This window comes from Ornithinimicrobium pulveris (assembly GCF_050261105.1).
GTDB lineage: Bacteria > Actinomycetota > Actinomycetes > Actinomycetales > Dermatophilaceae > Ornithinicoccus.
In genome coordinates this window covers 1,570,337-1,593,414 of record NZ_CP189837.1, presented here as the reverse complement: position 1 = coordinate 1,593,414, position 23,078 = coordinate 1,570,337, and the positions used below count along the sequence as shown (strand labels likewise).

Here is a 23,078-nt window from a genome sequence, read left to right as displayed (position 1 = left end):
GAGTCGGCGTTTATGACTGAGAGCTATCTGTCCCGGATCGGCGGACTCATCCGCGATGCCCGCCGACACAAGGACCTGACTCAGGCCGAACTCGCCGATCTGCTGGGCACCAGTCAGAGCGCCGTGGCCCGCATCGAGCAGGGCAAGCAGAACCTGTCCCTGGAGATGATCGCCAGGATCGGCGAGAAGTTGGACTCCGAGATCGTCCAGGTCTCCTCCGGTGTCCCCCAGAACCTGCGCATCGAGGGCGGCACCAAGCTCTCCGGCGAGATCGATGTCCGCACCTCCAAGAACGCCGCCGTCGCGCTGCTGTGCGCCTCGCTGCTCAACAAGGGGCGCACCACCCTGCGCAACCTGGCTCGGATCGAGGAGGTCAACCGGATCACCGAGGTGCTGACCAGCATCGGCTTCAAGATCCGCTGGCTCCCGGACTCCTCCGACCTCGAGATCGTCCCCCCGGAGAAGATCGACCTGGCCGCGATGGACGAGACGGCCGCCCGGCGCACGCGCACGATCATCATGTTCCTCGGGCCGCTCATGCACGAGTTCGACAACTTCGAGCTGCCCTATGCAGGCGGCTGCGACCTCGGCACGCGGACCGTCGAGCCGCACATGATCGCGCTGCGCCACTTCGGCCTCGACGTCACCGCCACGACGGGCAGCTATCACGCGACCGTGGATGACAACACCTGGCCGAGCCGGCCGATCGTGCTCACCGAGCGTGGCGACACGGTCACCGAGAACGTGCTGCTCGCCGCCGCCCGCCACACGGGCACCACGGTCATCCGCAACGCGTCCTCCAACTACATGGTCCAGGACCTCTGCGTCTTCCTCCAGCAGCTGGGCGTGCAGATCGAGGGTCTGGGCACGACCACCCTGACCGTCACGGGCGTCGCCGAGATCGACCAGGACATCGAGTACGCCCCCTCCGAGGACCCGATCGAGGCGATGAGCCTGGTGGCCGCCGCAGTGGTCACCGAGAGCGAGATCACCATCCGTAGAGTGCCGATCGAGTTCATGGAGATCGAGCTCGCGGTCCTGGACTCGATGGGCTTCGAGTGCCGCCTGTCCGAGGAGTACCGCTCGGCCAACGGCCACACCCGCCTCGTCGACCTCACCACCGTGCCCGGCCCGCTGAAGGCGCCGCTGGACAAGATCCACCCGTTGCCCTTCCCGGGGCTGAACATCGACAATCTGCCCTTCTTCGCGATCATTGCGGCGTGCGCGCAGGGTTCGACGCTCATTCACGACTGGGTCTACGAGAACCGCGCCATCTATCTCACCGAGCTCACCACGCTCGGGGCCAAGGTCCACCTGATGGACCCGCACCGGGTGATGATCGAGGGTCCGACCCGCTGGCGGGCCGGCGAAATCATGTGCCCGCCGGCCCTGCGTCCGGGCGTGGTCATCCTGCTCGCAATGCTGGCCGCCCCCGGCGACTCGGTACTGCGCAATGTCTACGTGATCAACCGTGGCTACGAGGAGCTCGCCTCCCGCCTCAACGCTCTGGGCGCCCGGATCCAGACCTTCCGGGACATCTGAGGCGACGGCCACTCAGGCCGGAGAAACGACATACGGGAGTGGAGATCGTCTGGGACGAGCGCGGCGGCGCGACCGTCGTGCGGGACGGGCACCCGCAGTCCTACGTCGACCCGGATGATCCGGGGCTGCTGGTGTTCGAGTACGTCGAACAGTTCGCGCTCGTGGTCGACGCCCTGCGCCCCGATCCCGCGCCGCTCGCGGTGACGCATGTGGGAGGCGCCGGTATGACGCTTGCCAGGTGGGTGCACCGGCGTCATCCGGGCAGTCCGCAGATCGTGCTCGAACCGGATGCTGCGCTCACCGAGCTGGTCCGGCGCGAGCTGCCGCTCCCCCGTGGCCACCGGATCCGGGTGCGTCCCGAGACCGGTCAGAACGGGATCCGTGGGCTGCGGGACGGCTCGGCCGATGTCGTGGTGGTGGATGCGTACGACCAGGGGCGGGTGCCTGCCGCGCTCGCGGGGATGGTGTTCGCACGGGAGTTGGCTCGAGTGCTGGGGACGGAAGGGCTGCTCCTGATGAACGCGGCGGACGAACCCGGGCTGCGGTGGGTGGCGCGGCTGACGGCCACGTTGCGGACCGCGCTGCCGCACACGGGCGTGTTCATGCTGCGTGAGGTGGCCAAGGGGAAGCGGTACGGCAATGTCGTGATCGTGGGCTCGGCCCGCCCGCTGGACGATGTGTCCCTGCGCCGGGCCGCGGCGCGGGCGACCTTCCCGACGACGTGGCGGACCAGCGCGGAGACGCAGCGTAGCGAGGGTGGGGCCGTGCCTTTCGGTGACGTGGGCGAGGCCTCTCCCCCTCCGCCGGACGAGGGTCTGGTGCGCCTGCGCTGAGAGCCGGCGGGAGCTGCGGCGTCGAGGCGCGCGCACCAGACGCCCCGGAGGATTGTGGACTGCCTGAGGCGATGATCAGCCGCGCGCCGGGGGCTGGATGATCTGGAAGGTCGCGCCGTTGGGGTCGGCGACCGTGGCGAGGCGGCCGAACGGAGAGTCCATCGGGCCGTCCAGCAGGCTGCCGCCCAGCTCCTGGATCTGGGCAGCCGAGGCGTCACAGTCCTCGACGGCGAGGTAGACGCGCCAGTAGGAGCCGACGTCTTCGGGCACCCATTCGTTGGCCTCACAGATGCCCGAGGTGGCGGACTGCTGGGCGCTATTGGTGGCATAGCGCATCCCCTCGCCCGGCATCTGGTGCAGGTCGAAGTCGAATACCTTGCTGTAGAAGCCGTCCGAGGCCTCGAAATCGAGCGTCATCAACTCGAACCAGACGGGGGTGCCAGGGCGGCCGGTGACATCGAAGCTTGCGATGTCGCCGGGTTGCCACAGCGCGACGGAGGCGCCGGACGGGTCGACGAGCGCGCCTGCTATCCCCGCGCTGCCCGCCTCGCCGGGCTCGACGAGCACGGTTGCCCCGGCGGAGCGCGCGAGATCCATGCGTGCGTGGATGTCGTCGACGGTCAAGTCCCGGGTAGTGGTGTAGCGCTGTGCTCCTTCGACAGGGGGTTAGGCGGTCAGCGCGGGTAGGGCATCGGCTCCGATCTCGGGTTCGGTGTTGGGCACGATGTTGACGCGGCAGCGGGCCAGCACCTCGAGTCCGAGGTAGCGGCGTCCTTCGGCCCACTCGTCGGTCTGCTCGGCCAGGACGGCGCCGACGAGGCGGACGATCGCGTCGCGGTTAGGGAAGATGCCCACGGCGTCGGTGCGGCGGCGGATCTCCTTGTTGAGGCGCTCGGCGGGGTTGTTGGACCAGATCTGGGTCCACACGTCCTTGGGGAAGGCGGTGAAGGCCAGGATGTCCTCGCGTGCGCCGGCGAGGTGCTCGGCCACCGCGGGCAGCTTGTCGGTGACGTAGTCGATGAGCCGGTCGAACTGCGCGTGCACCGCCGATGCGTCGGGCTGGTCGTACACGCTGTGCAGCATCGCCTTGACCGCCGGCCACATCGACTTCGGCGTCACCGACATCAGGTTGGCCGAGTAGTGGGTGCGGCAGCGTTGCCAGGAGGCGCCGGGCAGGTTCGCCGCGATGGCCTCGACCAGACCGGCGTGCGCGTCGGAGGTCACCAGCCGCACGCCGCTCAGGCCGCGGGCGACCAGGTCGGCGAAGAACTCGTTCCACGCCGCCCCCGTCTCGCTGGTGGCCACCCGCATGCCGAGGACCTCGCGGTGCCCGTCGCCGTTGACGCCGGTCGCCAGCAGCACGACGGCGTTGATGACGCGCCCGCCCTCGCGGACCTTCATCGTCAGCGCGTCGGCGGCCACGAACGTGAACGGGCCGGCGTCCCCGAGCGGGCGGTGGCGGAACTCCTCGACGAGCTGGTCCAGGTCGGCGGCCATCCGGGAGACCTGGGACTTGGACAACGAGTCGATGCCCAGAGTCTTGACGAGCTTGTCCATGCGCCGGGTGGAGACCCCGGCCAGGTAGCAGTCGGCGACGACGGTGATCAGCGCCGACTCGGCCCGCTTACGCCGCTCGAGCAACCACTCGGGGAAGTAGGTGCCCTTGCGCAGCTTGGGGATCGCCACCTCCAGGGTGCCCACCCGGGTGTCCAGGGGGCGGCGGCGGTAGCCGTTGCGCTGGGCGACTCGGTCGGGGGTGGGCCGGCCGTACTCGGCGCCGACGACGGCGTCGGCGTCCGCGGACAGCAGGCTGTTGATGATCGACTGCAGCAGGTGCCGCATCAGATCCGGACTCGCCTCGGCCAGGGCTTCGCCGAGCAGGCCGGCAGGGTCGACAATGTGAGGAGCGGTCATCGTGTGACTCCGTTCGAGGGTGCTGTGAGAGGTTCACTCGAAGGATCACGCGGTGGCCGCGTCCTCGTCCGACGTACACGCCGGAGACGACGACTTCAGCTACCGCGCTACACCACTATGCGGGACTCAACTTCGTCGACCTGGAGGAAGACGTTCCAGCGGTCGGGTGCCGGCTGCGGCTCTCCGGTGTCATTGTGCCCAGCGCTTGAGTCGATTTCCTGGCGGGCGGCGCTTTCCTGGCGGGCGGCGCTCTCCTGGCGGGCGGCGCTCTCATCGCTGGCGCGCGTCTTGCCGCTGACGTCCTCCATGCCCCCGACATAGCCGCCGTCCTGGCGGATCATCAGGTAGGGGCTCCCCTCACCGCCGAACGGCTCGAAGGTCCAGCCGAAGAGTTCGCGATAGAAGTCCTGGGCGCACTGTAGATCTGTGGTGTCCAGATCGATCCAGACCGGTGTGCCGACGGTGGTCATCCTCGTCCTCCTGAGCGTGGTGAGCTGGTGAAACTGACGCTAGCGGGCACGACCGACATCAGGTGGGTCTCCGAGCCATCGGATGCTGGATCAGCCGTTGTCCACATCCCCGTGGGTGGGGTGCTCTCGGGGATCTTGGTTGTGGACAACTGTCGGGTATGTCGGAGGTGTGTTCTAGGGTGGGTGGTAGTTCAGGAAGAGGGGCTTTCTGGATGGTCCCGGTCTAGTGGAGGGAAGCGGGGTGAGGTGGGAATGGCGACGCAGCCAGAGCGTGAACAACCAGAACGTGACAAGCGGGCGCGCGATGAGCGTGAGCGTGATGCGGTCGAACGGGCGGACTGGGATGAAGTACTTGGGTTCTTACCAGCGGCCACTGACGAACCCTTGCAGCCGACCACGACCGGCCGCGGCAGCAACGACGATCACAGCAGCAGCGGCGGCGAAGGGCCACGCCCCGCGACTTTCACCCACGCCCAGGACGCATCTCGACCCCAGCCCACCCAGCACTCCGACGAGAACAGCGACGGTGACAGCGGCGGCGGTGACGGCGGCGACGGCGAGAGGGTCGGCGGTGAGAGTGCCGGTGGTGGGGGTGGGCCGGTGGCTGGTCCGGATCCGGTGGCGGTCGCGATCGCTGGGCTGGAGGGCCTGGGGTTGGATGCGGGGTCGGCGGCTAGGTGGGTGGGGGCGATCTCGGCGCAGGTCGCTGCTGATGGCACCGAGACCGACGGGGTGCCGGTGCCGGCCACCGCCGGGGATGTGTTGGACGGGATGGCAGCGATGCGGCACGCGCAGTGCGAGCTGGAGGCCGCGTTGCTGGTCTCCACCCAGGACCTGGTCATGGCCGCGGGCAGCACCCTGCTGGGCCGACGCGGGGTGGATGACCCGCGAGCGTTGTCCAAGAGCGCGCACCAGTCCTGGCGGGCAGAGACCAAGGCTGCTGTGGCTGGAGAGGTGAGCGTGCTGTCCGGGATCGGTATCTGGCAAGCCCGCCAACAGGTCGCGCTGGCCACCGTGCCCGGCACGATCCGTTCCCACCTGCTCGGTGCGCTACGCCGAGGCGAGATCGTCCGACAGCAGATCATCACCTTCCAGGCCCAGACCCGGGCCCTCCCCGTAGACCAGACAGCACGGGTGTCGCTGGTGATGTTCGGCACCGACAAAGACGTCGCCGCTGTTGAACGTCTGGACCCCGACGGTGAACTCGTGCCCGGCAAGCCCTGGTATCACAGCGAGTTCAAAGCCGCTCTGGCACGCGAGATCACCCGCGCCAGTACCCAGGACGAAGACCAGACACAGCGGGTCAGGGACGCCGCCCACGCGGCCCGCGACGCCCGCCTCGATATCGGGGAGGAGGGCGTGGCGAACCTGCTGGCCCAGTTCGGGACCGTCACCGGGATCGCGGTCATCACCCGCATCGATGACATGGCCCGCCGCGCCCGCAAAGGCGGCGACCCCCGCACCCTGGCCCAACTCCGCTCCGACATCACCGCCATCCTCCTCATCCACGGCACCCTCACCCTGCCCGGCAACCAGGGCAGTTGTGAGGGCAGCCACGCCTGCAACTTCACCGGCAGCCCCAACGACACGAGCGACAACGACAGCGAAGACGGCCGCGGTGACAGGACCAAGGGTGAAGATACCAGTGCCGAGGGCAGTGCCGGAGCCGGGGGCAGTGCCGGGGCTGGGTGCGGTGTTGGGGCCGGGGCCGGGTGCGGGTGCTCCTGCCAGGCCGGGGGCCAGGAGAGCCTGTTTGATGAGGTGATCACTCCCGAAGACGCCCACGCGTTGCGCGCGATCATCAACGCGACCCCGGCCGGCAAGGTCGAGCTCCTCATCCCCTGGGACAGCCTCATCGGAGCCGTCTGCCCACACTGCACCACCCCCGTGGGACACCCACCGTCCACGTCCCAGCACGAGAAGCACGAGCACGACGAGACCCACCCTGAGGAGAACCCTGACCCGAAGGCCGGGAAGGACTCTGCCCCAGATCCTGGGGAGGGCTCTGTCCCGGGCCTTGGGAGCGAACCTGGGGTGGGCTTGGATCTGGATGTTCCGCACTCGCGGTGCGCCCCTGGCGCGCCCTGCCGGCCCGGGGACGGGACGATGCCACCCGCTGGGCGGCGGGCGCCGAGGGGGGTGGGGGAGTTGGTTGGGTGGAACTCGGGGTTCATCACCCCCCGGCAGGCCCGGCAGATCGTGCTCACCCCAGGATCGGTGCTCTCCCGGCTCCTGTACGACCCGGCCGACGGGCGCTGTATCGAACGCTCCACCTCCTCCCGCACCCCCGACGCGGACATGAAACGGCAGATCTGGGCCGCGGACAGGTACGGGCGCGGCCCTGGCTCGCGCCGCCCGGCCGACAGGTGCGAGATCGACCACGAGAAGGAATGGTCCACCCACGCCTGGACCGCCGAGATCAACCTGAACTCCAAAGAAGCCCTCGACCACGCCCGCAAGACCAAAAAGCTCTGGGCATCGATCATGAACCGCCGCCGCGACCTCACCTGGACCACCCTGCTCGGCCAAGTCGCCAGAACCCGCGGCCACGACTACCGCCAATACCTCGACCGCCTCACCATCAAGGCCCCGCACACCCCACCCGAACCCCCAGACCCCTCAGCGGCCGGGACGAATCCCCGATATGGCGATCTGCTGCGCCAGCGCAGCGAGCAGGACCGCGCCGACCTGGCCTACCGCCGCGACCTGATGAACCAGCTCCTCTACGCCGCCCTGGTCCACCGCAACCCCGGCGAACGCACCGAAGCCCACGACGACATCGTCGGCTCCGAAGACTGGCTCACCATCGAAGACTGGGGACACCTACACCACACCGACCACAACGGCCAACGACGCCCCGGCCCACCCCCCGACCACCCCACCCCAGAACAACTCCTCGACCTGCACGACGACAGGGAGCCCCAGACCGAGCAGGCGAAAAGGCCCCAGCAGCCAGGGCAGAACGACCCGAGCCAGCCAGCCACCCCCTGGACCGACCACCAAGACAACCGCGACGACGACCCACCACCCTTCTGAGCGGGGCGGGGTTCGCCTGACGAATCGCATCGCGGCGTTCACCGGCCAGAAACACGGGAGCTCTACGCTGAATCCATGCGTACCCGTGCCGACATCGAGTGCTGGCTCACCGACATGGATGGCGTCCTGGTCCACGAGAACCACGCCCTCCCCGGTGCCCGCGAGCTCATCGATCACTGGACCGACACCTTCACGCCATATCTGGTCCTGACCAACAACTCGATCTTCACCCCGCGCGACCTCGCCGCCCGTCTCTCGGCCTCCGGGCTGAACGTCCCGGAGGACCGGATCTGGACGAGCGCCCTGGCCACGGCCGACTTCCTCGCCTCCCAGAAGCCCGGCGGTTCCGCGTATGTCGTCGGCCAGGCCGGCATCATCACCGCCCTCCACGACGCCGGCTTCACGATGACCGACACCGACCCCGACTTCGTGGTGATCGGCGAGACGCGGCAGTACTCCTTCGAGGCGATCACCACCGCCGTCCGGTTGATCGACGGTGGGGCACGATTCATCGCCACCAACCCCGACCCGACCGGCCCGAGCGCGGACGGCATCCTGCCGGCGACGGGTGCGATCACCGCTCTGGTCACCGCCGCGACTGGCAAGGTCCCGTATGTCGTGGGGAAGCCCAACCCCATGATGTTCCGGTCTGCGTTGCGCAAGATCGGCGCACACAGCGAGACGACCGGCATGATCGGGGACCGCATGGACACCGACATCGTCGCCGGCATGGAAGCTGGCCTGCACACCGTCCTGGTGATGACCGGTATCAGTGACGAGTCAGTCCTGGACGTGTACCCCTTCCGCCCCGACGAGGTGCTGTACGGTGTGGGCGAACTCGTGCCCGAGGCCCCTGCCGAGAGCGAGCTCGACCCGCCGACCGAGGAGGTCTGACTCAAGCTCCGCCCGGGTGCCAACTACGCTCGGGGTGTGCGCACGGCATACCTGGACCATCCTGGTCCGATCCCGCTCGCTCACCGGGGGTTCTCCACGGCAGGGCTGGAGAACACCATGCCCGCTTTCGCGGCGGCCGTGGACCTGGGCTACCGCTACGTCGAGACCGACGTCCACGCCACCCGCGACGGCGTGCTGCTCGCCTTCCACGACCAGACCCTGGACCGGGTGACCGACCGCACCGGCGACATCCCCGAGCTCTCCTGGCGCGAGGTCTCGCGTGCGCGCGTCCTTGGGACCGAGCCGGTGCCACAACTCGAGGATCTGTTGGGCAGCTGGCCCGAGCTCCGGGTCAACATCGACATCAAGAGCCAGGGCGCGATCCTCCCGCTGGTCCGGGTGATCGAACGATCCCGCGCGCACGATCGGGTGTGCGTGACCTCTTTCTCGGACGCGCGCCGTCAGGAGGCGGTGATGCGGCTGACCCGCCCGGTGGTGACCTCGGCGGGACAACGGACCGTCGCAGCCTTCCGGGCAGCGGCGCAGTTGCCGTCCCTGGTGCGCCCGAGCGTCGTCGCGCGGGCGCTGCGCGGGGTCGACGGGCTGCAGGTCCCGGCCGATCGCTATGGGATCGAGGTGGTCACGCCCACCACGGTCGAGGCTGCCCACGAGACCGGCAAGTTCGTGCATGTCTGGACGATCAACGACGTGCCCGAGATGGTGCAGCTGCTCGATCAGGGCGTGGACGGGATCGTCACCGACCGGGCGGATCTGCTCAAGGATGTGCTGGTCACCAGGGGTCAGTGGCACTGAACTAGCGGCACCCGCACTGAGCGAAGATCGCACAACAGACGAGAGAGGTTCGATGACCCAGGCCACCGCAGTCCTTCCACAGGCTCCCCCGACGACCGCCCCGATGATCCGGGTGACGGCGATCCCGGCGCACACCAATGTCTATGGCGACATCTTCGGCGGGTGGTTGATGAGTCAGATGGACCTGGCCGCGTCCTCGGTCGCCTCGCTGCACGCGCGCGGCCGTGCCGTCACGGTCTCGGTGGAGAGCATGTCCTTCCACCGTGCGGTCTTCGTGGGCGACGAGGTCTCGGTCTTCGCTGAGTTGACCTCCGTGGGCCGCTCCTCGATGAAGGCCGACGTCCAGGCCTGGGCGCGGAACCGGCACGAGGACGAGGCGAACCTGGTGACCCGCGCCGAGTTCACCTTCGTGGCGATCAGCGCGGACCGGCGTCCCCGACCAGTGGCGCCCCTGTCGCGCTAATCTGTCGGCACAACCCCACACCTCGGCCGGTCCTCACACCCTGGACCCGCCTCCAGGACGAAGGAGTCACCATGGTGTTCGGCCTGTTCAAGAACAACGACAGGCCCCCGCAGGAGGACATCGACCTCGCGCGCGCCCACTACGTCCTGCGGACCGCCGAGCCGGGGATCCTGGCCGAAATCCTGGAGGACGTGGCCCGCAAGCTGAGCCCGGAAGGACGCGAGGCTTGGACCACCAAGCTGGTCGAGCTCGGCGTCGGCGCCGGCGGGGATGACCACGAGGCCGCCCGCGGCGTGGTGGCCAACCTGGAAGGGATGGATGAGGAAGGGCGCACGGCCTTTGCCGACGCCGTCACCCCGGAGATCGCCGAGATCATCGGTCACTCGCACCCGGCGTTCGCCGCCTTCGAGGGCTTCCCCCACTCCCCCGAGGCGGAAGAGGTGGGCGAGGAGGACGACCACCCGGCGAACCGGGATGACTCCCACGCCGGCGAGGACACCCGGGAGGGGCCAGTCCCCGGCGCGCCTGCCTGAGGCGAGCACCGCGCGCGTCCGGTGGCACCTGAGGCGAGCACCGCGCGCGTCCGGTGGCACCTGAGGGGAGCACCGCGCGCGTCCGGTGGGACCTGAGGCGAGCACCGCGCGCGTCCGGTGGGACCTGAGGCGAGCATCACGCGCGTCCGGTGGCACCTGAGGGAAGCACCGTGCGCGTCCGGTGGGAAAGGGTGGGTCAGTTGTCGCTGGTGCTGTTGTCGCTGGTGCTGTTGCTGTCGTCGCAGCCGGTGAACTCCCAGAGGGAAGCGTGGCCGCCTTCGTCGAGTTTGTGCCAGGAGTCGCCCTCGGTCGGCTCGAGGTTGTAGAGCCCCTGGCTGTCCCGCTCGTACTTGGCGTTGTAGGGATGCTCGAAGGTGAGGGAATCGGCATACACATGCGTCACGCCGAGTTCGCGGACCGCCTCGCACACGTCCGGCCGCCAGCTCCACTCCCGGAAGTGCCCGGCGAGCAGGATCCGCTCCGGGCTGCCGACGATCGGGGTCAGGTGCGGGTAGACGACGTCGACGTCGGCGCGGTGCAACAGGTAGGGCGACCCCGCCACCGGCTCGCCGAGCACCACGGCATCGTCCGGCAGCGTCTCCCCCGCCCGGTCGATCATCGCGATCTCCTCCGGTTCCAGCATCGTGCCCCAGGCGATCGGATAGGTCGTATACGTCGACGCCATGATCTGGGTCTGCGTCGTCCACCGCAGCCCCGAGGTCAGCGCGATCAGCGCCACCACGAGCACCACGGCCGGTCCCCACAGCGGCAACGCCAACCGCCTCGCGGCCGCCCGCGCCAGCCAGGACCCGGCCCCGGCCGCCAGGATGATCGCCGGCACCAGGACCAACTGGTTGATCCGGGAGGTCTGGGTGTACCAGAACCCGGCCAGCACCCGCGCCGGCTGCTCCGGCGGCCCAGCCGCCAGCAGCGTCAACGCGATCGCCGCCGCCAGCGAGACGATCAGCCACCGTGCGTGCCGCCACCTGATCGCCAGCACGACACCAACCGCCGCAAGAATCGTCCCCACCAGGTTCACCGAGGTGATCTTGTAGACGTAGATCAGCGGGTGGTCGATCAGCATCGACCCCATCGGCCCGAGATAGCTGTCCTGCCCGCCCCGCTGATAGTCCATGATCGCCCGCACCGGCGGGAAGGTGACCAGGAACGCGATCACCCCGATCACCGCGGCACACCAGATCGCCATCAGCAACCAGGCCGGCCAGTCCAGCCCCCACCGGTTGCGCGACATCCGCCGCACCTGCCGCGCCAGCAGCACGCTCACCAGTGGCAGCGCCAGCAGGATCAGCGAGAACAGCCCCGACGGGTGCGCCAGCACCACGCCGACCACCGCCCACACCAGCCCGATCCCCAGCGCCAGGTGCATTCGCCAGGACAGGATCCCGCGGAAGGTCGCGATGAGCAGCGCGATCGTGCCGGGCAGGCAGGCGACCGACAGCGCATACGGCCAGACGGCGAGCATCGAGACCGCGATCGCCGGGAAGGTCACATAGGTCGCGGCGAGCACTGGCACGAGCACGGTTGGCAGCGCCCGCGCCGGCCAGACCACGCGGGCCAGGGAGACCAGGCCGGCGATCCAGATCACCGCCCCGATCACCAACGAGGACGCGTTCGCCGCCTCGGTCGCGCGTGGGAAGAAGGGTGCGACCGCGACCAGCCCATGCCAGGTGGCGGGATAGAAGGGGGCTGCGGTGTCGGCATACATGGGGGCGAGGCCGGCGACCGAGGACGCGTTGCCGGTGTCGCGGATGAACCAGATGGCGTTCAGGTGGAAGACCGCGTCCCACGCCTGCGGCGGCTGGTCGGCGCGCCGCATCCCGACCATCATCGAGGCGGCGATCGCGATCCCGCCGATCGCCCAGGTGAGGGCCAACCACGCCCGTTCCGTATGCCGCAACGCCCGTTCCCCCGCGACCGCCACCCCCGCAGGCGCCTGGGTGGTGTGGAGGAGCATGCCCAGCGTCCCGGCGATGATCACCGCCACGAGCAGCCCGGCAGTCAGGCTGACCAGCGACCACGGCACCCCGGCCAGGGCATAGATGATCGCGAGCGTTCCCGAGAGCCCCGAGGTGACGGCGGCGGCCCCGCCGAACGCGATCAGTCCACGGACTCCGAGGAGCCGGAGCACGGCATACCCCGGAAGCACCCAGAGCAGCGCGAGCCCGGCGATACCCGGTGCGACCTCCCCCCAGCTCATGCGATGCTGGATTCACCCCCACCGATGGTCAGGCGCGGGACGCCGGCGAAGCGGGCGGGGTCGGTGATCCGCCGGCCGTCCAGGAGCAGACGCAGGCCGGGCAGGTCCTCGGTGGACAGCTCGGCGTACTCGGGGTGGTCGGCCTGCACGATCGCGACGTCGACCTCGTCGCCGAGCACGTAGGGCTCCCAGCCGAAACCAGCGAGCTCCTGCTCGGTGTACATCGGGTCGTGGACCAGCACCTGCGCCCCGCGCTCACGCAGCGCATCGACGGTGGCGAAGACACCGGAGAAGGCGGTCTCCTTGACCTTGCCACGGTAGGACGCGCCGAGCACGACCACCCGCAGCCCCTCGAGCGAGCCGAGCACGGAGGCGGCGCGCTCCACGGCATACGCGGGCATGGCCGCATTGGCCTCGCGGGCTGTGCGCACGACCGAGGCCTGGTCATCGGTGGACAGGTAGAGGCGCGGGTAGACCGGGATGCAGTGCCCGCCGACCGCGATCCCGGGCTGATGGATGTGGCTGTAGGGCTGGGAGTTGCAGGCCTCGATGACCCTGTGCACATCGATCCCGACACCGTCGGCGAACCGGGCGAACTGGTTGGCCAGGCCGATGTTGACGTCGCGATAGGTCGTCTCGGCCAGCTTGGCCATCTCCGCGGCCTCGGCGGTGCCCATGTCCCAGACACCGTTGGGCCGGGGCAGGTCCTCGCGATCATCGAAGGACAGCACGGCCTCGTAGAACTCGACCGCGCGCGCGGTGCCCTCCTCGCTCAGCCCGCCGACCAGCTTGGGATAGCGGCGCAGGTCGGCAAAGACACGCCCGGTCAGGACGCGCTCGGGCGAAAACACGAGATGGAAATCGCTACCCTCCCTCAGCCCGGAGATCTCCTCGATCATCGGCTTCCACCGCTGGCGGGTGGTGCCCACCGGCAGCGTGGTCTCGTACGAGATCAGCGTGCGCGAGTCTGGGGTCAGGTGCTGGGCCAGGGAACGGGTGGCGTCGTCCATCCACCCGAAGTCTGGCGCGCCGCTCTCCTCGTCGACGAACAGCGGCACCACGAGCACCACCGCGTCCGCGCCCGGGATCGCCTCGCCATAGTCGGTCGTCGCACGCAACCGCCCCGCCGGCACCAGCTCGGCCAGCTTCTCAGCCAGGTGCGCCTCCCCCGGAAACGGCTCGACGCCCTCGTTGACCAGGTCGACGACCTGCTGGTTCACGTCCACCCCGATCACCTCGTGCGAGGGGTCGGCATCGGCGAACTGCACCGCCAGCGGCAACCCGATCTTGCCCAGCGCGACAACCGCGATCTTCATCTGCTCTCCGGTCCGTCCATGATGAGGAGGGCGCGGGGATGCCCGTGCCTGCCAAGCAGGATACGTGGCGGAGCGCGGCATACCCTGTCCGACATGGACGCGACCACCTGCACGCTGACCACGCCGGACGGGACCGTGCTGCACGTGCACCGCTGGGCCCCCGAGGGTGAGCCCCGCGCCATCATCGTGCTCGCGCACGGGATGGTCGAGCACGCTGCGCGCTACGCCCACCTGGGCGGGCGGTTGGCCGCCGAGGGGTATGCCGTGCACGCCGCCGATCACCGTGGTCACGGCCGGACCGCGACCGGTCCGGAGGCGCTCGGCCACCTGGGGGATGAGCACGGTTTCGCCGACGTGGTGGATGACCTGGTCTTCCTCACCGACCGGTTGCGCGCCGAGCACCCGGGGGCGCCGGTCGTTCTCATCGGGCACAGCATGGGCAGTTTCCTGGCGCGGGCCTTCGCCGCCCGCTATGGCGATCGGTTGGATGCGCTGGTGCTGTCCGGGACGGCGGGCAACCCGGGATTGCGCGGGTATGTGGGGTGGCTGGTGGCGCGTGCGGAGGCTCGGGTGCGGGGTCCGCGGGCGGTGAGTCCGCTGATGGAGATGCTGACCCTCGGGCCCAACAACCGGCCGTTCCGCCCGAACCGAACCAAGTTCGACTGGCTCACCCGCGACGAGGAGCAGGTCGATGCCTATGTCGCCGACGAGCTCTCCGGCGGTCATGCGACGGCTGGCTTCTACCGCGATCTGCTCACCGGTCTGCGCTGGGTGAGCCAGCCCTCGACGGTGGCGCAGATGCCGAAGGCGCTACCGGTGCTGCTGGTCTCGGGTCAGCGAGACCCGGTGGGCGGCGCCCCCGCGGTCGCTGAGGTGGCTGAGCTCTTCCGGACCGCGGGGCTGAGGGATGTGACGACGCAGGTCTGGTCGGACGCGCGGCACGAGGTCTTCAACGAGACCAACCGCGATGAGGTAGAGGGGCAGCTCATCGGGTGGTTGGACGGAGTCTTCCCGCCGCGCTGAGGCTGGCGTCAAGGGCGCCGCAGCGATCCCAGATCCGCCGCCACCTCCCGGGCCCGCGCCGCCCAGGTATGCCCGTGGCGGGCCGCGCGCACCCGCTCGGTGACCTCACCCACCTCGCCGCGCCCCGCCCGGCGCCACTCGCCCTGCAACCGGGTGAGGAGCGCACCCAGATCCGTTGCGGCATACGGGACCTGCCAGCCGAGGCCGCCCTCCTCGACCACGCTCCCCGCCAGCGTCCCCGCGCTCGCGATCACCGGCTTGCCGTGCCCGAGATATTCATAGAGCTTCACCGGCGAGGCGAAGTCGCGATACTCCGACGGCTCGACGACCAGGGAACAGACGTCGGCGCGCGCGAACAGCGGCCGCAGCCCCTCGCCCCGCTCGTGCACGACCTCGACGCGCGGGCCCAGCCAGCGCTCATAGCCACTGCGGACCGCCGCCCACGATTCGGGCGGCGTGCACAGCAGCAGGTGCACGTCCGGCGTCGCGGCGACCGCTGCGAACAGTTCGTGCATGCGGTAGTAGTGCGACAGATTGCCCACATAGAGCACGGTGAACGGACCCTCGACGCGCGGCTCGTCGAGCACCGCGCCGCCCGGCGGCAGCGCGCGCGGCTGGTCGGCGCGCAGGTGCGGCACGACCGCGGCGATCTGATCCGAGGGCAGGTAGACGCGGTCCAGCCAGCGACCGTAGGCGAGCAACTCCCCGTGGTAGAGCGTGCGCGTGCCGGTGGCGACGATCCGGTTGACGCGCTCGGTGTACTCCGGGTAGCGCCAGTAGACGTCGCGATAGAAGAGCCCAGCCGGGATCCCGTTGCGCCGCAACAGATACAGCAGGCGGAGGTCGACGAAGGGGTGGGTCGGCAGGTGGTGCGGCTCGGTGAGCAGAGTCGGCATCGTGGAGTTCTCGCCATACGCGAAATCGACCTCGAGGCCGTCGCGCAGCCGGGAAGCGAGCGCGCGGGTGGCGCGGCGCCGATCGGCGCCGCGCCCGGTCACCTCGATCACCTCATAGCCCAGCTCCACGAAGGCGTCGCGCATCTTCACCGGCCGCACCGCCGACCCGGTCCCGCCGGTGAGGGGGTAGGGCGCGTGGAAGACCATCGCGCGCCCCTCGCCCGGGCGCTGCGCCCCGACTCCCCCGTATGTCGCTTCTCCCCCACTCATCCGCGTCGCCTCCGGTGCGTGGTCTGGGCGCGCAGCTCCGCCGCCTGGTTGTAGGCCTGCTGGTAGCCCTGAGCGACCTGCTCGGGCTCGAAGCGATGGCCCAGGGTCGCGGCGATGTCATTCGCCGAGAGGTGGGCCGTGGCGGCGACCAGGTCCTGGACGGCGTCGGCGTAGGCGCTGGCCTCCTGGACCGGGACGAGGCGGCTGACCCTCGGATCGAGATACTCCGCGTGCCCACCGTTGGCGCCGGCCACGACTGGCCGGCCCGAGATGATCGCCTCGGCTGCCGAGACATAGAAGTTGTCGGAGCGAGTCGGTCCCAGGAAGAGATCGGCCCGGGCGAGCTCGGCGAGCACGCCCGTGCGGTCCAGGGTGCCGACGAGAGTGAGGTCATCGGCCACGCCGCGCTCGCGGGCGCGGCGGCGGATGTCCGCGCGGAGTGGTCCGTCACCGACGAGTCGCAGGGTGGCGGGGGTGCCCCGCGCGTGCAGCTCAGCGACGACGTCGACCGCGAGTAGCGGGTCCTTGCCCTCGACGAGGCCGCCGACCCCGACGAGGTTGAGGGTGTGGTTGTGGTTGGGGTTGAGGTCGTCGGCCGGGCGCGGCTGCGGACCACCGGGGGGCGCCGGGACCACGCACGGGACCACCACGGTCGGGCGATCTCCGCGGACCTCCCGGATCGGACGGGCCAGCCGCTCCACCACCGCCGTCGCGACATCCGGCCCCTGGAGCAAGGGCAGCAGCGCTGGCAGTGCCACCTGCCACGCGCGGGGCAGCGATTCCGGAGTCGTCAGCCCGGACCAGTGGTCGGTGTGGACCCAGGGCAGGTCGGGGCGGGCGCCTGGTAGGGGGAGCATGCTGGGAAAGGGCAGCAGGCTGGAGAAGGCCATCGTGTGCAGCAGGTCGGCCTGCCGCACCAGCCCCTGCAACGCCCGGCGGGCCCGCACGATGTGGTCCGGGCGGCTGGTCGACATGGGGATCCGCACGACTGGCAGCCCCTCGATCTCGTCGAACCGAGCGAGCCCGTCGCCGACCTCGGCATCACCGGCGACCCGCCCCTGATGAGGCGGCACGAGGTGCGCGAGCAGCACCTCGTGGCCGAGCGAGGCGATCGCGTGCGCGTCCTTGACCACGAAGCTGCCCATCGAGGGGTGGCTGGGCGTGGGCAGCCAGGTGGTCACGGCAAGGACGCGCATGGACGCCAACCTAACCCGCGCGCCGGCCACCATGACCGACCGACGGGCCGCCCTGCGGACCGCGACTACCCTGAGCACCGTGAAGATCCTCAGTGTCGTCGGTGCCCGCCCACAGTTCGTCAAGCTCGCCCCGATCGCCGATGCCTGCCGCGAGCAGGGCGTCGAGCACGTGATCGTGCACACGGGTCAGCACTACGACCCCATGCTGTCCGACGTCTTCTTCACCGACCTTGGCATTCCGGACCCCGACGTCCATCTCGGCACCGGCTCGGGCAGCCACGGCCGACAGACCGGCGCGATGCTGGCCGCCATGGACGAGGTGCTCGAGCAGCACCAGCCCGACTGGGTGCTGGTCTACGGCGACACCAACTCCACCCTGGCCGGCGCGCTGTCCGCGGTGAAGATGCATCTGCCGATCGCCCACCTCGAGGCCGGGCTGCGCTCCTTCAACCGTGCGATGCCCGAGGAGCACAACCGGGTGCTGACCGACCATGCCGCCGACCTGCTGCTCGCCCCCACCCAGGTCGCGATGGACCACCTCGCCGGCGAAGGTCTGGCGCAGCGCTCGGTCCTGGTGGGCGACGTCATGGTCGATGTGCTGATGAAAGTCCGCGCCGAGCTCACCGACACCGCAGCCGCCCTCGACGAGTTGGGCCTGTCCGCCGGTGAGTACTCCATCGCCACCATCCACCGCGCCGAGAACACCGATGACCCCGACCGACTGGCCGGCATCATCACCGGCCTGCAGCAGGTCGACCACCCCGTGGTGCTGCTAGCCCACCCTCGCCTCCGTGCCAAGGTCGCCGACCAGGGTCTGGATCTCGAGGGCGGATCCCTCACGGTGCGCGACCCGCTCCCCTACCCGGCACTCATCGGCGCCGTCGACGCCGCCCGCGGTGTCGTCACCGACTCCGGTGGGCTGCAGAAGGAGGCCTTCGCCCTCCGCACGCCCTGCACCACGGTGCGCACCGAGACCGAATGGGTGGAGACCGTCGAGCTGGGCTGGAACGTGCTCGTCTCACCCGGGGCCGACGATGCCGCCGACCAGATCGCCACCGCCGCCTCCCGCGAGGAGCCCCGGCCGACCGACGCCGCGCCCTACGGCGACGGCCAGGCGGCGCAGACCGTCGTGGAGGTCCTCACCTCACGCGCGTGAGCGGCGGGCCAGCGCCGCCACCGGCTCGGCCCATCCAGCGACCTGCTCCTCGGCGCAGAGCACCGCCGCGGCCACGCCGCTCGCCGCCTTGGCCCGGGCCACCTCCTCCACCGTCAGCGCGTCGATCGCCCGCGCCACCGCCTCCGGCGTGAAGTCCTCGCTCACCCACCCCAGGTCGTGCTCGCGCACCACGGCGGCCATCTCCGGGCTCGGCCCGATCAGCACCCCCAACCGCGCCTGCACATAGTCGAAGAGCTTGTTCGGCATCGCGTACCGATGGTTGAAGGAGACCGGCGCCAGGATGTGGATCCCCACGTCGTAGCCGTTCAGCGTCTGCACCAGCTCAGCCGGCGGCACCGCGTCATGCGTGGTGATGCGAGGGTGGTCGGCGTAGCGCTCGGCGAGTTCCGCGGCATACCCGCCACCCTGGACCAGGTAGAGGTCCAGCGTCGCCGCCGAGGTGACCAGGTCCATCGCCTCCAGGACCACTCCGAGCCGGCCTGGGGTCGCGTGACCGGCGTGCACGATCCGGATCGGGTACCGCACCTCGCCCACGGGCAGATCCACCCGCCCCGGCGCGTTGTAGACCACCCCGCACCGCAGGCCGAACTCGCGCTCGTACTCCGCGGCCAGCGCCTGCCCGACCGTCGTCACCGAGTCGGCGCGCGTCCCGTAGGTCCGCACCAGCCACCGGTAGTAGGGCGCCACGAAGAGCCGCCAGCGCAGCAACTCCTCACGCTGCCGGGAGTGGTATTCGTGCAGGTCAGCATGCACCCCGCCGCGCGGCGCCAGGTCGAGCGCGAGCGGCACCGTGTCGATGTCGTCGGCGAGCACCACGTCGAAACTCCCCTCGCGCCCCGCCAGCAGGCGGGTCGCCGCCACCACGACGGGCGAGGTCCGGTATGCCGATGCGAACCGGCGCGTCATCAGTCGCCGGCGGTCCTTGTGCCAACTCACGATCTCCTCCGGCAGCTGCAAGTGCTCGATCACCCCCTCCGGTGCCGGTCCGTAGCCCAGGGTGGTCACGGCATACCCCAGATCGGTGAACAACCGGATCTGTCGCAGCACCCGCGCGTCCGAGCGCAAGGTGCTGAAGGACATGATCAGCAGCCGCGTTCCGCCCACCGCCTCAGCCACGGCGACCCTCCAACACCCGGGCATAGAGGTCGACCAGTTGGCCGGCCTCGTGCTCCCACGTGAGCTCAGCAGCAGCCGCCCGCGACGCCTCGCGATACGCCTCGGGGTCGGCGAGCACCTGCCGGATCGCGTCCGCCAAGTCCTGGGGGGTGGTCGCGTCGAAGACCTGACCCACGCCATACCGGCGGACGACCTCGGCGGTGTCCGGCAGGTCGGCGGCGACGATCGGCAACCCCGCGTGGATCGACTCGAAGAGCTTGTTCGGCAGCGAGAACTCATACGACAGGCAGATCGGTCGGACGAAGACCACCGCGACATCGGCATCGGCCAGCGCCTGCGGCACCTCCGCCGACGGCACCGCCCCGGCCAGATGCACGCGCTCCCCCACGCCCGCCGCCGCGGCCCGGGCGAGCAGCCCGTCGATATACCGCTGGTCGCCATAGCCCAGCAGCACCAGGTGCGTGTCCGCGGGCAGCAGCGCGAGGGCGTCGACCGTCTCCTCCAGCCCGCGCCCGGTGGTGATCCCGCCGACATAAGACACGACCCGGTCCTGCGCACCCAGCCCGGCGAGTTCACGCAACCGCCCCTGCGCCGGGTCGGGCAGCCCGCGCGAGGTGGGGATATTGCGGACCAGTGTGGGGAGGGTCGGCAGCGCGTACGTCCGCCGCAGCCACTCCGCGATCGACGGCGAGACGGTGATCACGCCGGCGGACAGCCGGATCCCGACCGCCTCAATCGCAGCCTCGACGTAGGGCGCGAGCCAGCGGTTGCGGCGCAGGATGTTGCGGTGGCGCCACAGCTCGTGCGAGTCGTAGATGACCTTGCCGCCGGTCCCCACGGTGGTCAGCAGCGCGGGCACGAGGGCGTTGGCGTCGTTGCTGTGCACGACGTCCGGGCGCAGCGCGCGCGCCTCGCGGACGGCACCGAGCCACCAGTAGGCCAGGCGCGCGGTTCCATACGTCCGCATCCAGATATCGGCCGCCAGCGCGACGGGGCCCGAGCGGGCCGGGGTGGGCGCGCTCGCCTGGGCCGGGGTGGGCACGCTTGACGTGGCCTGACTGGGAGCGCTGGCCTGCGCCGGGGCGGATGCCCGTCCCGGATGCCGCATCCCACCATCGGCGGTCGCGTCCGCCTGCTGTGGCGCCGGGCGGATCGCCTGCGCGGCGCCCCGAGCGCGATAGCTGCGCCAGGATTGCGCCAACCGCGGGAACATCCGGACCAGGCTGAGGTCCGCGACGCGGTGCACCTCGAGGTCGCCCACCATCCCGACGCCGGCAGGGTGGCCGAGGTGGTCCCGGGCGGAGGCCACGATGCGGGCGTCGGCCCCCGCGGCACGCAGCGTGGCGGTCGTCTTGAGCACGCGCGAGTCCCGGCTGGCGTCGTTGTAGACCAGGGACACCACCCGGGGTGCGCGTCCACGGATCAGGGGCAGGCGCCGCACCGGGACGTCCTCAGCCCGGGAGATCTCCTCGCTGGTGCTCATGCCTGGTCCTTGCTCATTCCTGCTCCGTGGTCACGCCTGCTCCGTGGTCCTGCCTGCGGCCTGCTCCGTGGTCGCGGTGAGGCCGGCCAGCGCGGCCTGTTCGGCGAAGTCCGGCTGCGCGGCCACGACCTCCTCAAAGGTTCCGCTGGCCAACAGCTCGCCGTCCCGCATGAAGCAGACCTGCTCGCTGTGCCGGATGGTGGCCAGGCGGTGGGCGACGACGATGACAGAGACCTCACCGGAGAGTTCCCGGATGGCGGAGGTCACGGCCTTCTCGGTGGAGGTGTCCAGGGCCGAGGTGGCCTCGTCCATCACCAGCACGAGCGGATCGGTGTAGAGCGCGCGGGCCACGCCGAGCCGCTGGCGCTGGCCACCGGAGAGGTTGAGCCCGCGCTCCCCCACCTTGCCGTGGATGCCATCGGGGCGCGCCTCGATGACGTCGAGCAGCTGGGCGCGGTCCAGGGCGCGCCGCACTCGGTCCTCGTCGACCTCGTCATCGCTCCAGGCCAGCGCCACATTGCGGGCCACCGAGGCATCGAAGAGGGAGACATCCTGGGGCACATAGCCAACCCGGGAACGCCACGCCTTGAGCACCTCCGGCAGCGGCTGGTCCTCGACGAGCACCTGCCCGGAGTCCGGCTGCAGCAACCCGAGCACGATGTCGACCAGTGTCGACTTGCCCGAGCCGGAGGCCCCCACCAGCGCCAGGGTGTGCCCGAAGGGCAGGGTGAGCGAGACATCGCGCACCGCCGGCGACGACCCGCCGGGGTAGGTGAAGGTCACCCGGTCCAGGCGCAGCGTCCGAGCCCCGTCCGGCAGAGGCGCGTTGCCCCCGGTGAGCTCGGCGTCGACATACTCCTTGCCGCGGTCGATCTCGCCGAGCACCTGCTCGGCGAAGGGCAGGTTGGCGCCGGTCTGGCCCATGATCGTCTGGAAGCGCGTGAGGGAGGGGACCAGCCGGAAGCCCGCCACCCCGAAGAGCGCGACCGCGGTGAACGCCCCGGTGATCCCGTCCTGGAGATAGCCGATGAGCCCGCCGATCGCCAGACCGCCGACCAGCCCGGCCTCGAGCACATAGCGCGGGACGACGCCGAGGAAGTTCTGGTTGGCGCGGGCGAGCGAGGCGCGGCGGCGCACCGACAGCACCGTGTCGGCGACCTCCTGGGACTTTCCGCGCAGGGTGACCTCCTTGAGCGAGTGCACCATCTCCGAGACCAACCGGGCAGCCCGCGCGGAGTAGGTCCGGTTGTCGCGCCCGCTCTTGACCGCTCGCCGCAGCACGACGGTGTAGAGCAGGAAGGCGACGATCCCGAAGTACACGATCGTGGCCGAGGCCAACACCGGCTGCGCCACGAGCAGCACCGCGATCACCGCGATGAAGGTGAAGATCTCGCCGGAGAGCTGGCAGAACGGGATCAGCACGCCGGCCACCGTCGACCCGACCCCGACGTCGGTGGAGCGGATGATGTCCGTGGAGTTGCGCTGCAGCCGCTCGGTCCACGGCGCCTTGAAGGTCGCCTGCAACAACCGTGCCCCGAGCACCTGCTCGAAGTGCGCAAACTTCCGGGTCGCCCACCACTGCAGGCTGATCGCCAGGATCGACTTCACCACGATGAGGGCGCCGACCGCCAGCAGCATGAGCCCGAACTCGCCGGGCTGATCGATGGTGATTCCCACCACGGGCAGGGTCAGCGAGTTGCCGGTCAACATCGGCGCCAGCAGGATCGCGAGCAGCCCGAGGGCAGCCACGTCCAGGGTCGCGAGCAGGCTCTGCAGCACCGCGAAGGTGATGATGAACCGTCGGGTGCCATCGGGCAGGACCGTCAGGAGTTGGCGGACGGTGCGCCACAGAGCGAGCATCGCCCGACAGCCTAACCGTGGAGCG

Annotated in this window: 19 protein-coding genes; 9 read left to right on the top strand and 10 right to left on the bottom strand. The window is 70.1% G+C overall.

The annotated features are described in order from the left end of the window. The first annotated feature begins 12 nt into the window (after positions 1–12). Together ACQBAT_RS07290 and ACQBAT_RS07285 are read left to right on the top strand one after the other, a co-directional pair. A complete protein-coding gene (locus ACQBAT_RS07290; RefSeq protein WP_420748678.1) occupies positions 13–1,542 on the top strand; it encodes a helix-turn-helix domain-containing protein in 1,530 nt (509 codons plus the stop codon). A 38-nt stretch (positions 1,543–1,580) separates the two neighbouring features. Then, positions 1,581–2,375: a spermidine synthase gene (locus ACQBAT_RS07285; RefSeq protein WP_420748677.1), complete on the top strand. Its 795-nt coding sequence runs from the start codon at positions 1,581–1,583 to the stop codon at positions 2,373–2,375. Between the two features lie 75 nt (positions 2,376–2,450). On the opposite strand, the gene ACQBAT_RS07280 is transcribed toward ACQBAT_RS07285, so the two are convergent. From ACQBAT_RS07280 to ACQBAT_RS07270, 3 genes are all read right to left on the bottom strand, one after another. Then, the gene (locus tag ACQBAT_RS07280) at positions 2,451–2,972 is read right to left on the bottom strand and encodes a VOC family protein (RefSeq protein ID WP_420748676.1); all 522 of its coding nucleotides are present in this window, start codon (positions 2,970–2,972) and stop codon (positions 2,451–2,453) included. Between the two features lie 69 nt (positions 2,973–3,041). Further along, entirely contained in the window at positions 3,042–4,289 is a 1,248-nt protein-coding gene (locus ACQBAT_RS07275) for an IS256 family transposase (protein WP_420746812.1), read from the bottom strand. Between the two features lie 107 nt (positions 4,290–4,396). After that, positions 4,397–4,759, bottom strand: a complete 363-nt coding sequence (locus ACQBAT_RS07270; protein WP_427197757.1) for a hypothetical protein — start codon at positions 4,757–4,759, stop codon at positions 4,397–4,399. A gap of 252 nt (positions 4,760–5,011) precedes the next feature. Between ACQBAT_RS07270 and ACQBAT_RS07265 the strand changes: the two genes are divergently transcribed. From ACQBAT_RS07265 to ACQBAT_RS07245, 5 genes are all read left to right on the top strand, one after another. Then, positions 5,012–7,795 carry a hypothetical protein gene (locus ACQBAT_RS07265; protein WP_427197756.1) on the top strand — a complete coding sequence of 928 codons (2,784 nt, stop codon included), beginning with the start codon at positions 5,012–5,014 and terminating at the stop codon, positions 7,793–7,795. A gap of 75 nt (positions 7,796–7,870) precedes the next feature. Further along, on the top strand, positions 7,871–8,689 hold the full coding sequence (locus ACQBAT_RS07260; RefSeq protein ID WP_420745811.1) for an HAD-IIA family hydrolase: 819 nt from the start codon (positions 7,871–7,873) through the stop codon (positions 8,687–8,689). Positions 8,690–8,725: 36 nt separating this feature from the next. Then, positions 8,726–9,502 carry a glycerophosphodiester phosphodiesterase gene (locus tag ACQBAT_RS07255; protein ID WP_420745812.1) on the top strand — a complete coding sequence of 259 codons (777 nt, stop codon included), beginning with the start codon at positions 8,726–8,728 and terminating at the stop codon, positions 9,500–9,502. 52 nt (positions 9,503–9,554) lie between these two features. After that, positions 9,555–9,965, top strand: coding sequence for an acyl-CoA thioesterase (locus ACQBAT_RS07250; protein ID WP_420745813.1), 411 nt, complete (start codon positions 9,555–9,557; stop codon positions 9,963–9,965). Positions 9,966–10,036: 71 nt separating this feature from the next. After that, entirely contained in the window at positions 10,037–10,498 is a 462-nt protein-coding gene (locus ACQBAT_RS07245; protein ID WP_420745814.1) for a hypothetical protein, read from the top strand. A 196-nt stretch (positions 10,499–10,694) separates the two neighbouring features. Here the strand turns inward: ACQBAT_RS07245 and ACQBAT_RS07240 are convergent, their stop codons facing one another. Together ACQBAT_RS07240 and ACQBAT_RS07235 are read right to left on the bottom strand one after the other, a co-directional pair. Further along, positions 10,695–12,716: a DUF6541 family protein gene (locus tag ACQBAT_RS07240; protein WP_420745815.1), complete on the bottom strand. Its 2,022-nt coding sequence runs from the start codon at positions 12,714–12,716 to the stop codon at positions 10,695–10,697. Further along, the gene (locus tag ACQBAT_RS07235) at positions 12,713–14,032 is read right to left on the bottom strand and encodes a nucleotide sugar dehydrogenase (RefSeq protein WP_420745816.1); all 1,320 of its coding nucleotides are present in this window, start codon (positions 14,030–14,032) and stop codon (positions 12,713–12,715) included. Before ACQBAT_RS07235 ends, ACQBAT_RS07240 begins: the two co-directional genes overlap by 4 nt. Before the next feature lie 93 nt (positions 14,033–14,125). Between ACQBAT_RS07235 and ACQBAT_RS07230 the strand changes: the two genes are divergently transcribed. Beyond that, on the top strand, positions 14,126–15,055 hold the full coding sequence (locus tag ACQBAT_RS07230; protein WP_420745817.1) for a lysophospholipase: 930 nt from the start codon (positions 14,126–14,128) through the stop codon (positions 15,053–15,055). An 8-nt stretch (positions 15,056–15,063) separates the two neighbouring features. On the opposite strand, the gene ACQBAT_RS07225 is transcribed toward ACQBAT_RS07230, so the two are convergent. After that, entirely contained in the window at positions 15,064–16,221 is a 1,158-nt protein-coding gene (locus ACQBAT_RS07225) for a glycosyltransferase (protein WP_420745818.1), read from the bottom strand. Then, positions 16,218–17,417, bottom strand: coding sequence for a glycosyltransferase (locus ACQBAT_RS07220; protein ID WP_420745819.1), 1,200 nt, complete (start codon positions 17,415–17,417; stop codon positions 16,218–16,220). The genes ACQBAT_RS07225 and ACQBAT_RS07220 overlap by 4 nt, the downstream gene beginning before the upstream one ends. Positions 17,418–17,496: 79 nt before the next feature. Here ACQBAT_RS07220 and wecB point away from each other — a divergent pair, with 79 nt between their 5' ends. Next, on the top strand, positions 17,497–18,573 hold the full coding sequence (gene wecB, locus ACQBAT_RS07215) for a non-hydrolyzing UDP-N-acetylglucosamine 2-epimerase (RefSeq protein ID WP_420745820.1): 1,077 nt from the start codon (positions 17,497–17,499) through the stop codon (positions 18,571–18,573). Here wecB and ACQBAT_RS07210 read toward each other — a convergent pair. Genes ACQBAT_RS07210 through ACQBAT_RS07200 form a run of 3 tightly spaced genes read right to left on the bottom strand, consistent with a single transcriptional unit; the run spans position 18,562 to position 23,053 of the window. After that, entirely contained in the window at positions 18,562–19,674 is a 1,113-nt protein-coding gene (locus tag ACQBAT_RS07210) for a glycosyltransferase family 1 protein (protein WP_420745821.1), read from the bottom strand. The two genes, wecB and ACQBAT_RS07210, sit on opposite strands and share 12 nt — an antisense overlap. 28 nt (positions 19,675–19,702) lie before the next feature. Beyond that, positions 19,703–21,193: a glycosyltransferase gene (locus ACQBAT_RS07205; RefSeq protein ID WP_420745822.1), complete on the bottom strand. Its 1,491-nt coding sequence runs from the start codon at positions 21,191–21,193 to the stop codon at positions 19,703–19,705. 30 nt (positions 21,194–21,223) lie between these two features. Continuing rightward, positions 21,224–23,053, bottom strand: a complete 1,830-nt coding sequence (locus tag ACQBAT_RS07200; protein ID WP_420745823.1) for an ABC transporter ATP-binding protein — start codon at positions 23,051–23,053, stop codon at positions 21,224–21,226. Positions 23,054–23,078 lie beyond the last annotated feature (25 nt).

Excerpts from the sequence above, each read along its gene's own strand:
- ACQBAT_RS07290 (WP_420748678.1), top strand. The coding sequence starts at position 13 with ATGACTGAGAGCTATCTGTCCCGGATCGGCGGACTCATCCGCGATGCC.
- ACQBAT_RS07280 (WP_420748676.1), bottom strand. The coding sequence starts at position 2,972 with ATGGATCTCGCGCGCTCCGCCGGGGCAACCGTGCTCGTCGAGCCCGGC.
- ACQBAT_RS07275 (WP_420746812.1), bottom strand. The coding sequence starts at position 4,289 with ATGACCGCTCCTCACATTGTCGACCCTGCCGGCCTGCTCGGCGAAGCC.
- ACQBAT_RS07270 (WP_427197757.1), bottom strand. The coding sequence starts at position 4,759 with ATGACCACCGTCGGCACACCGGTCTGGATCGATCTGGACACCACAGAT.
- ACQBAT_RS07265 (WP_427197756.1), top strand. The coding sequence starts at position 5,012 with ATGGCGACGCAGCCAGAGCGTGAACAACCAGAACGTGACAAGCGGGCG.
- ACQBAT_RS07260 (WP_420745811.1), top strand. The coding sequence starts at position 7,871 with ATGCGTACCCGTGCCGACATCGAGTGCTGGCTCACCGACATGGATGGC.
- ACQBAT_RS07250 (WP_420745813.1), top strand. The coding sequence starts at position 9,555 with ATGACCCAGGCCACCGCAGTCCTTCCACAGGCTCCCCCGACGACCGCC.
- ACQBAT_RS07245 (WP_420745814.1), top strand. The coding sequence starts at position 10,037 with ATGGTGTTCGGCCTGTTCAAGAACAACGACAGGCCCCCGCAGGAGGAC.
- ACQBAT_RS07240 (WP_420745815.1), bottom strand. The coding sequence starts at position 12,716 with ATGAGCTGGGGGGAGGTCGCACCGGGTATCGCCGGGCTCGCGCTGCTC.
- ACQBAT_RS07235 (WP_420745816.1), bottom strand. The coding sequence starts at position 14,032 with ATGAAGATCGCGGTTGTCGCGCTGGGCAAGATCGGGTTGCCGCTGGCG.
- ACQBAT_RS07230 (WP_420745817.1), top strand. The coding sequence starts at position 14,126 with ATGGACGCGACCACCTGCACGCTGACCACGCCGGACGGGACCGTGCTG.
- ACQBAT_RS07225 (WP_420745818.1), bottom strand. The coding sequence starts at position 16,221 with ATGAGTGGGGGAGAAGCGACATACGGGGGAGTCGGGGCGCAGCGCCCG.
- ACQBAT_RS07220 (WP_420745819.1), bottom strand. The coding sequence starts at position 17,417 with ATGCGCGTCCTTGCCGTGACCACCTGGCTGCCCACGCCCAGCCACCCC.
- ACQBAT_RS07210 (WP_420745821.1), bottom strand. The coding sequence starts at position 19,674 with ATGTCCTTCAGCACCTTGCGCTCGGACGCGCGGGTGCTGCGACAGATC.
- ACQBAT_RS07205 (WP_420745822.1), bottom strand. The coding sequence starts at position 21,193 with ATGAGCACCAGCGAGGAGATCTCCCGGGCTGAGGACGTCCCGGTGCGG.
- ACQBAT_RS07200 (WP_420745823.1), bottom strand. The coding sequence starts at position 23,053 with ATGCTCGCTCTGTGGCGCACCGTCCGCCAACTCCTGACGGTCCTGCCC.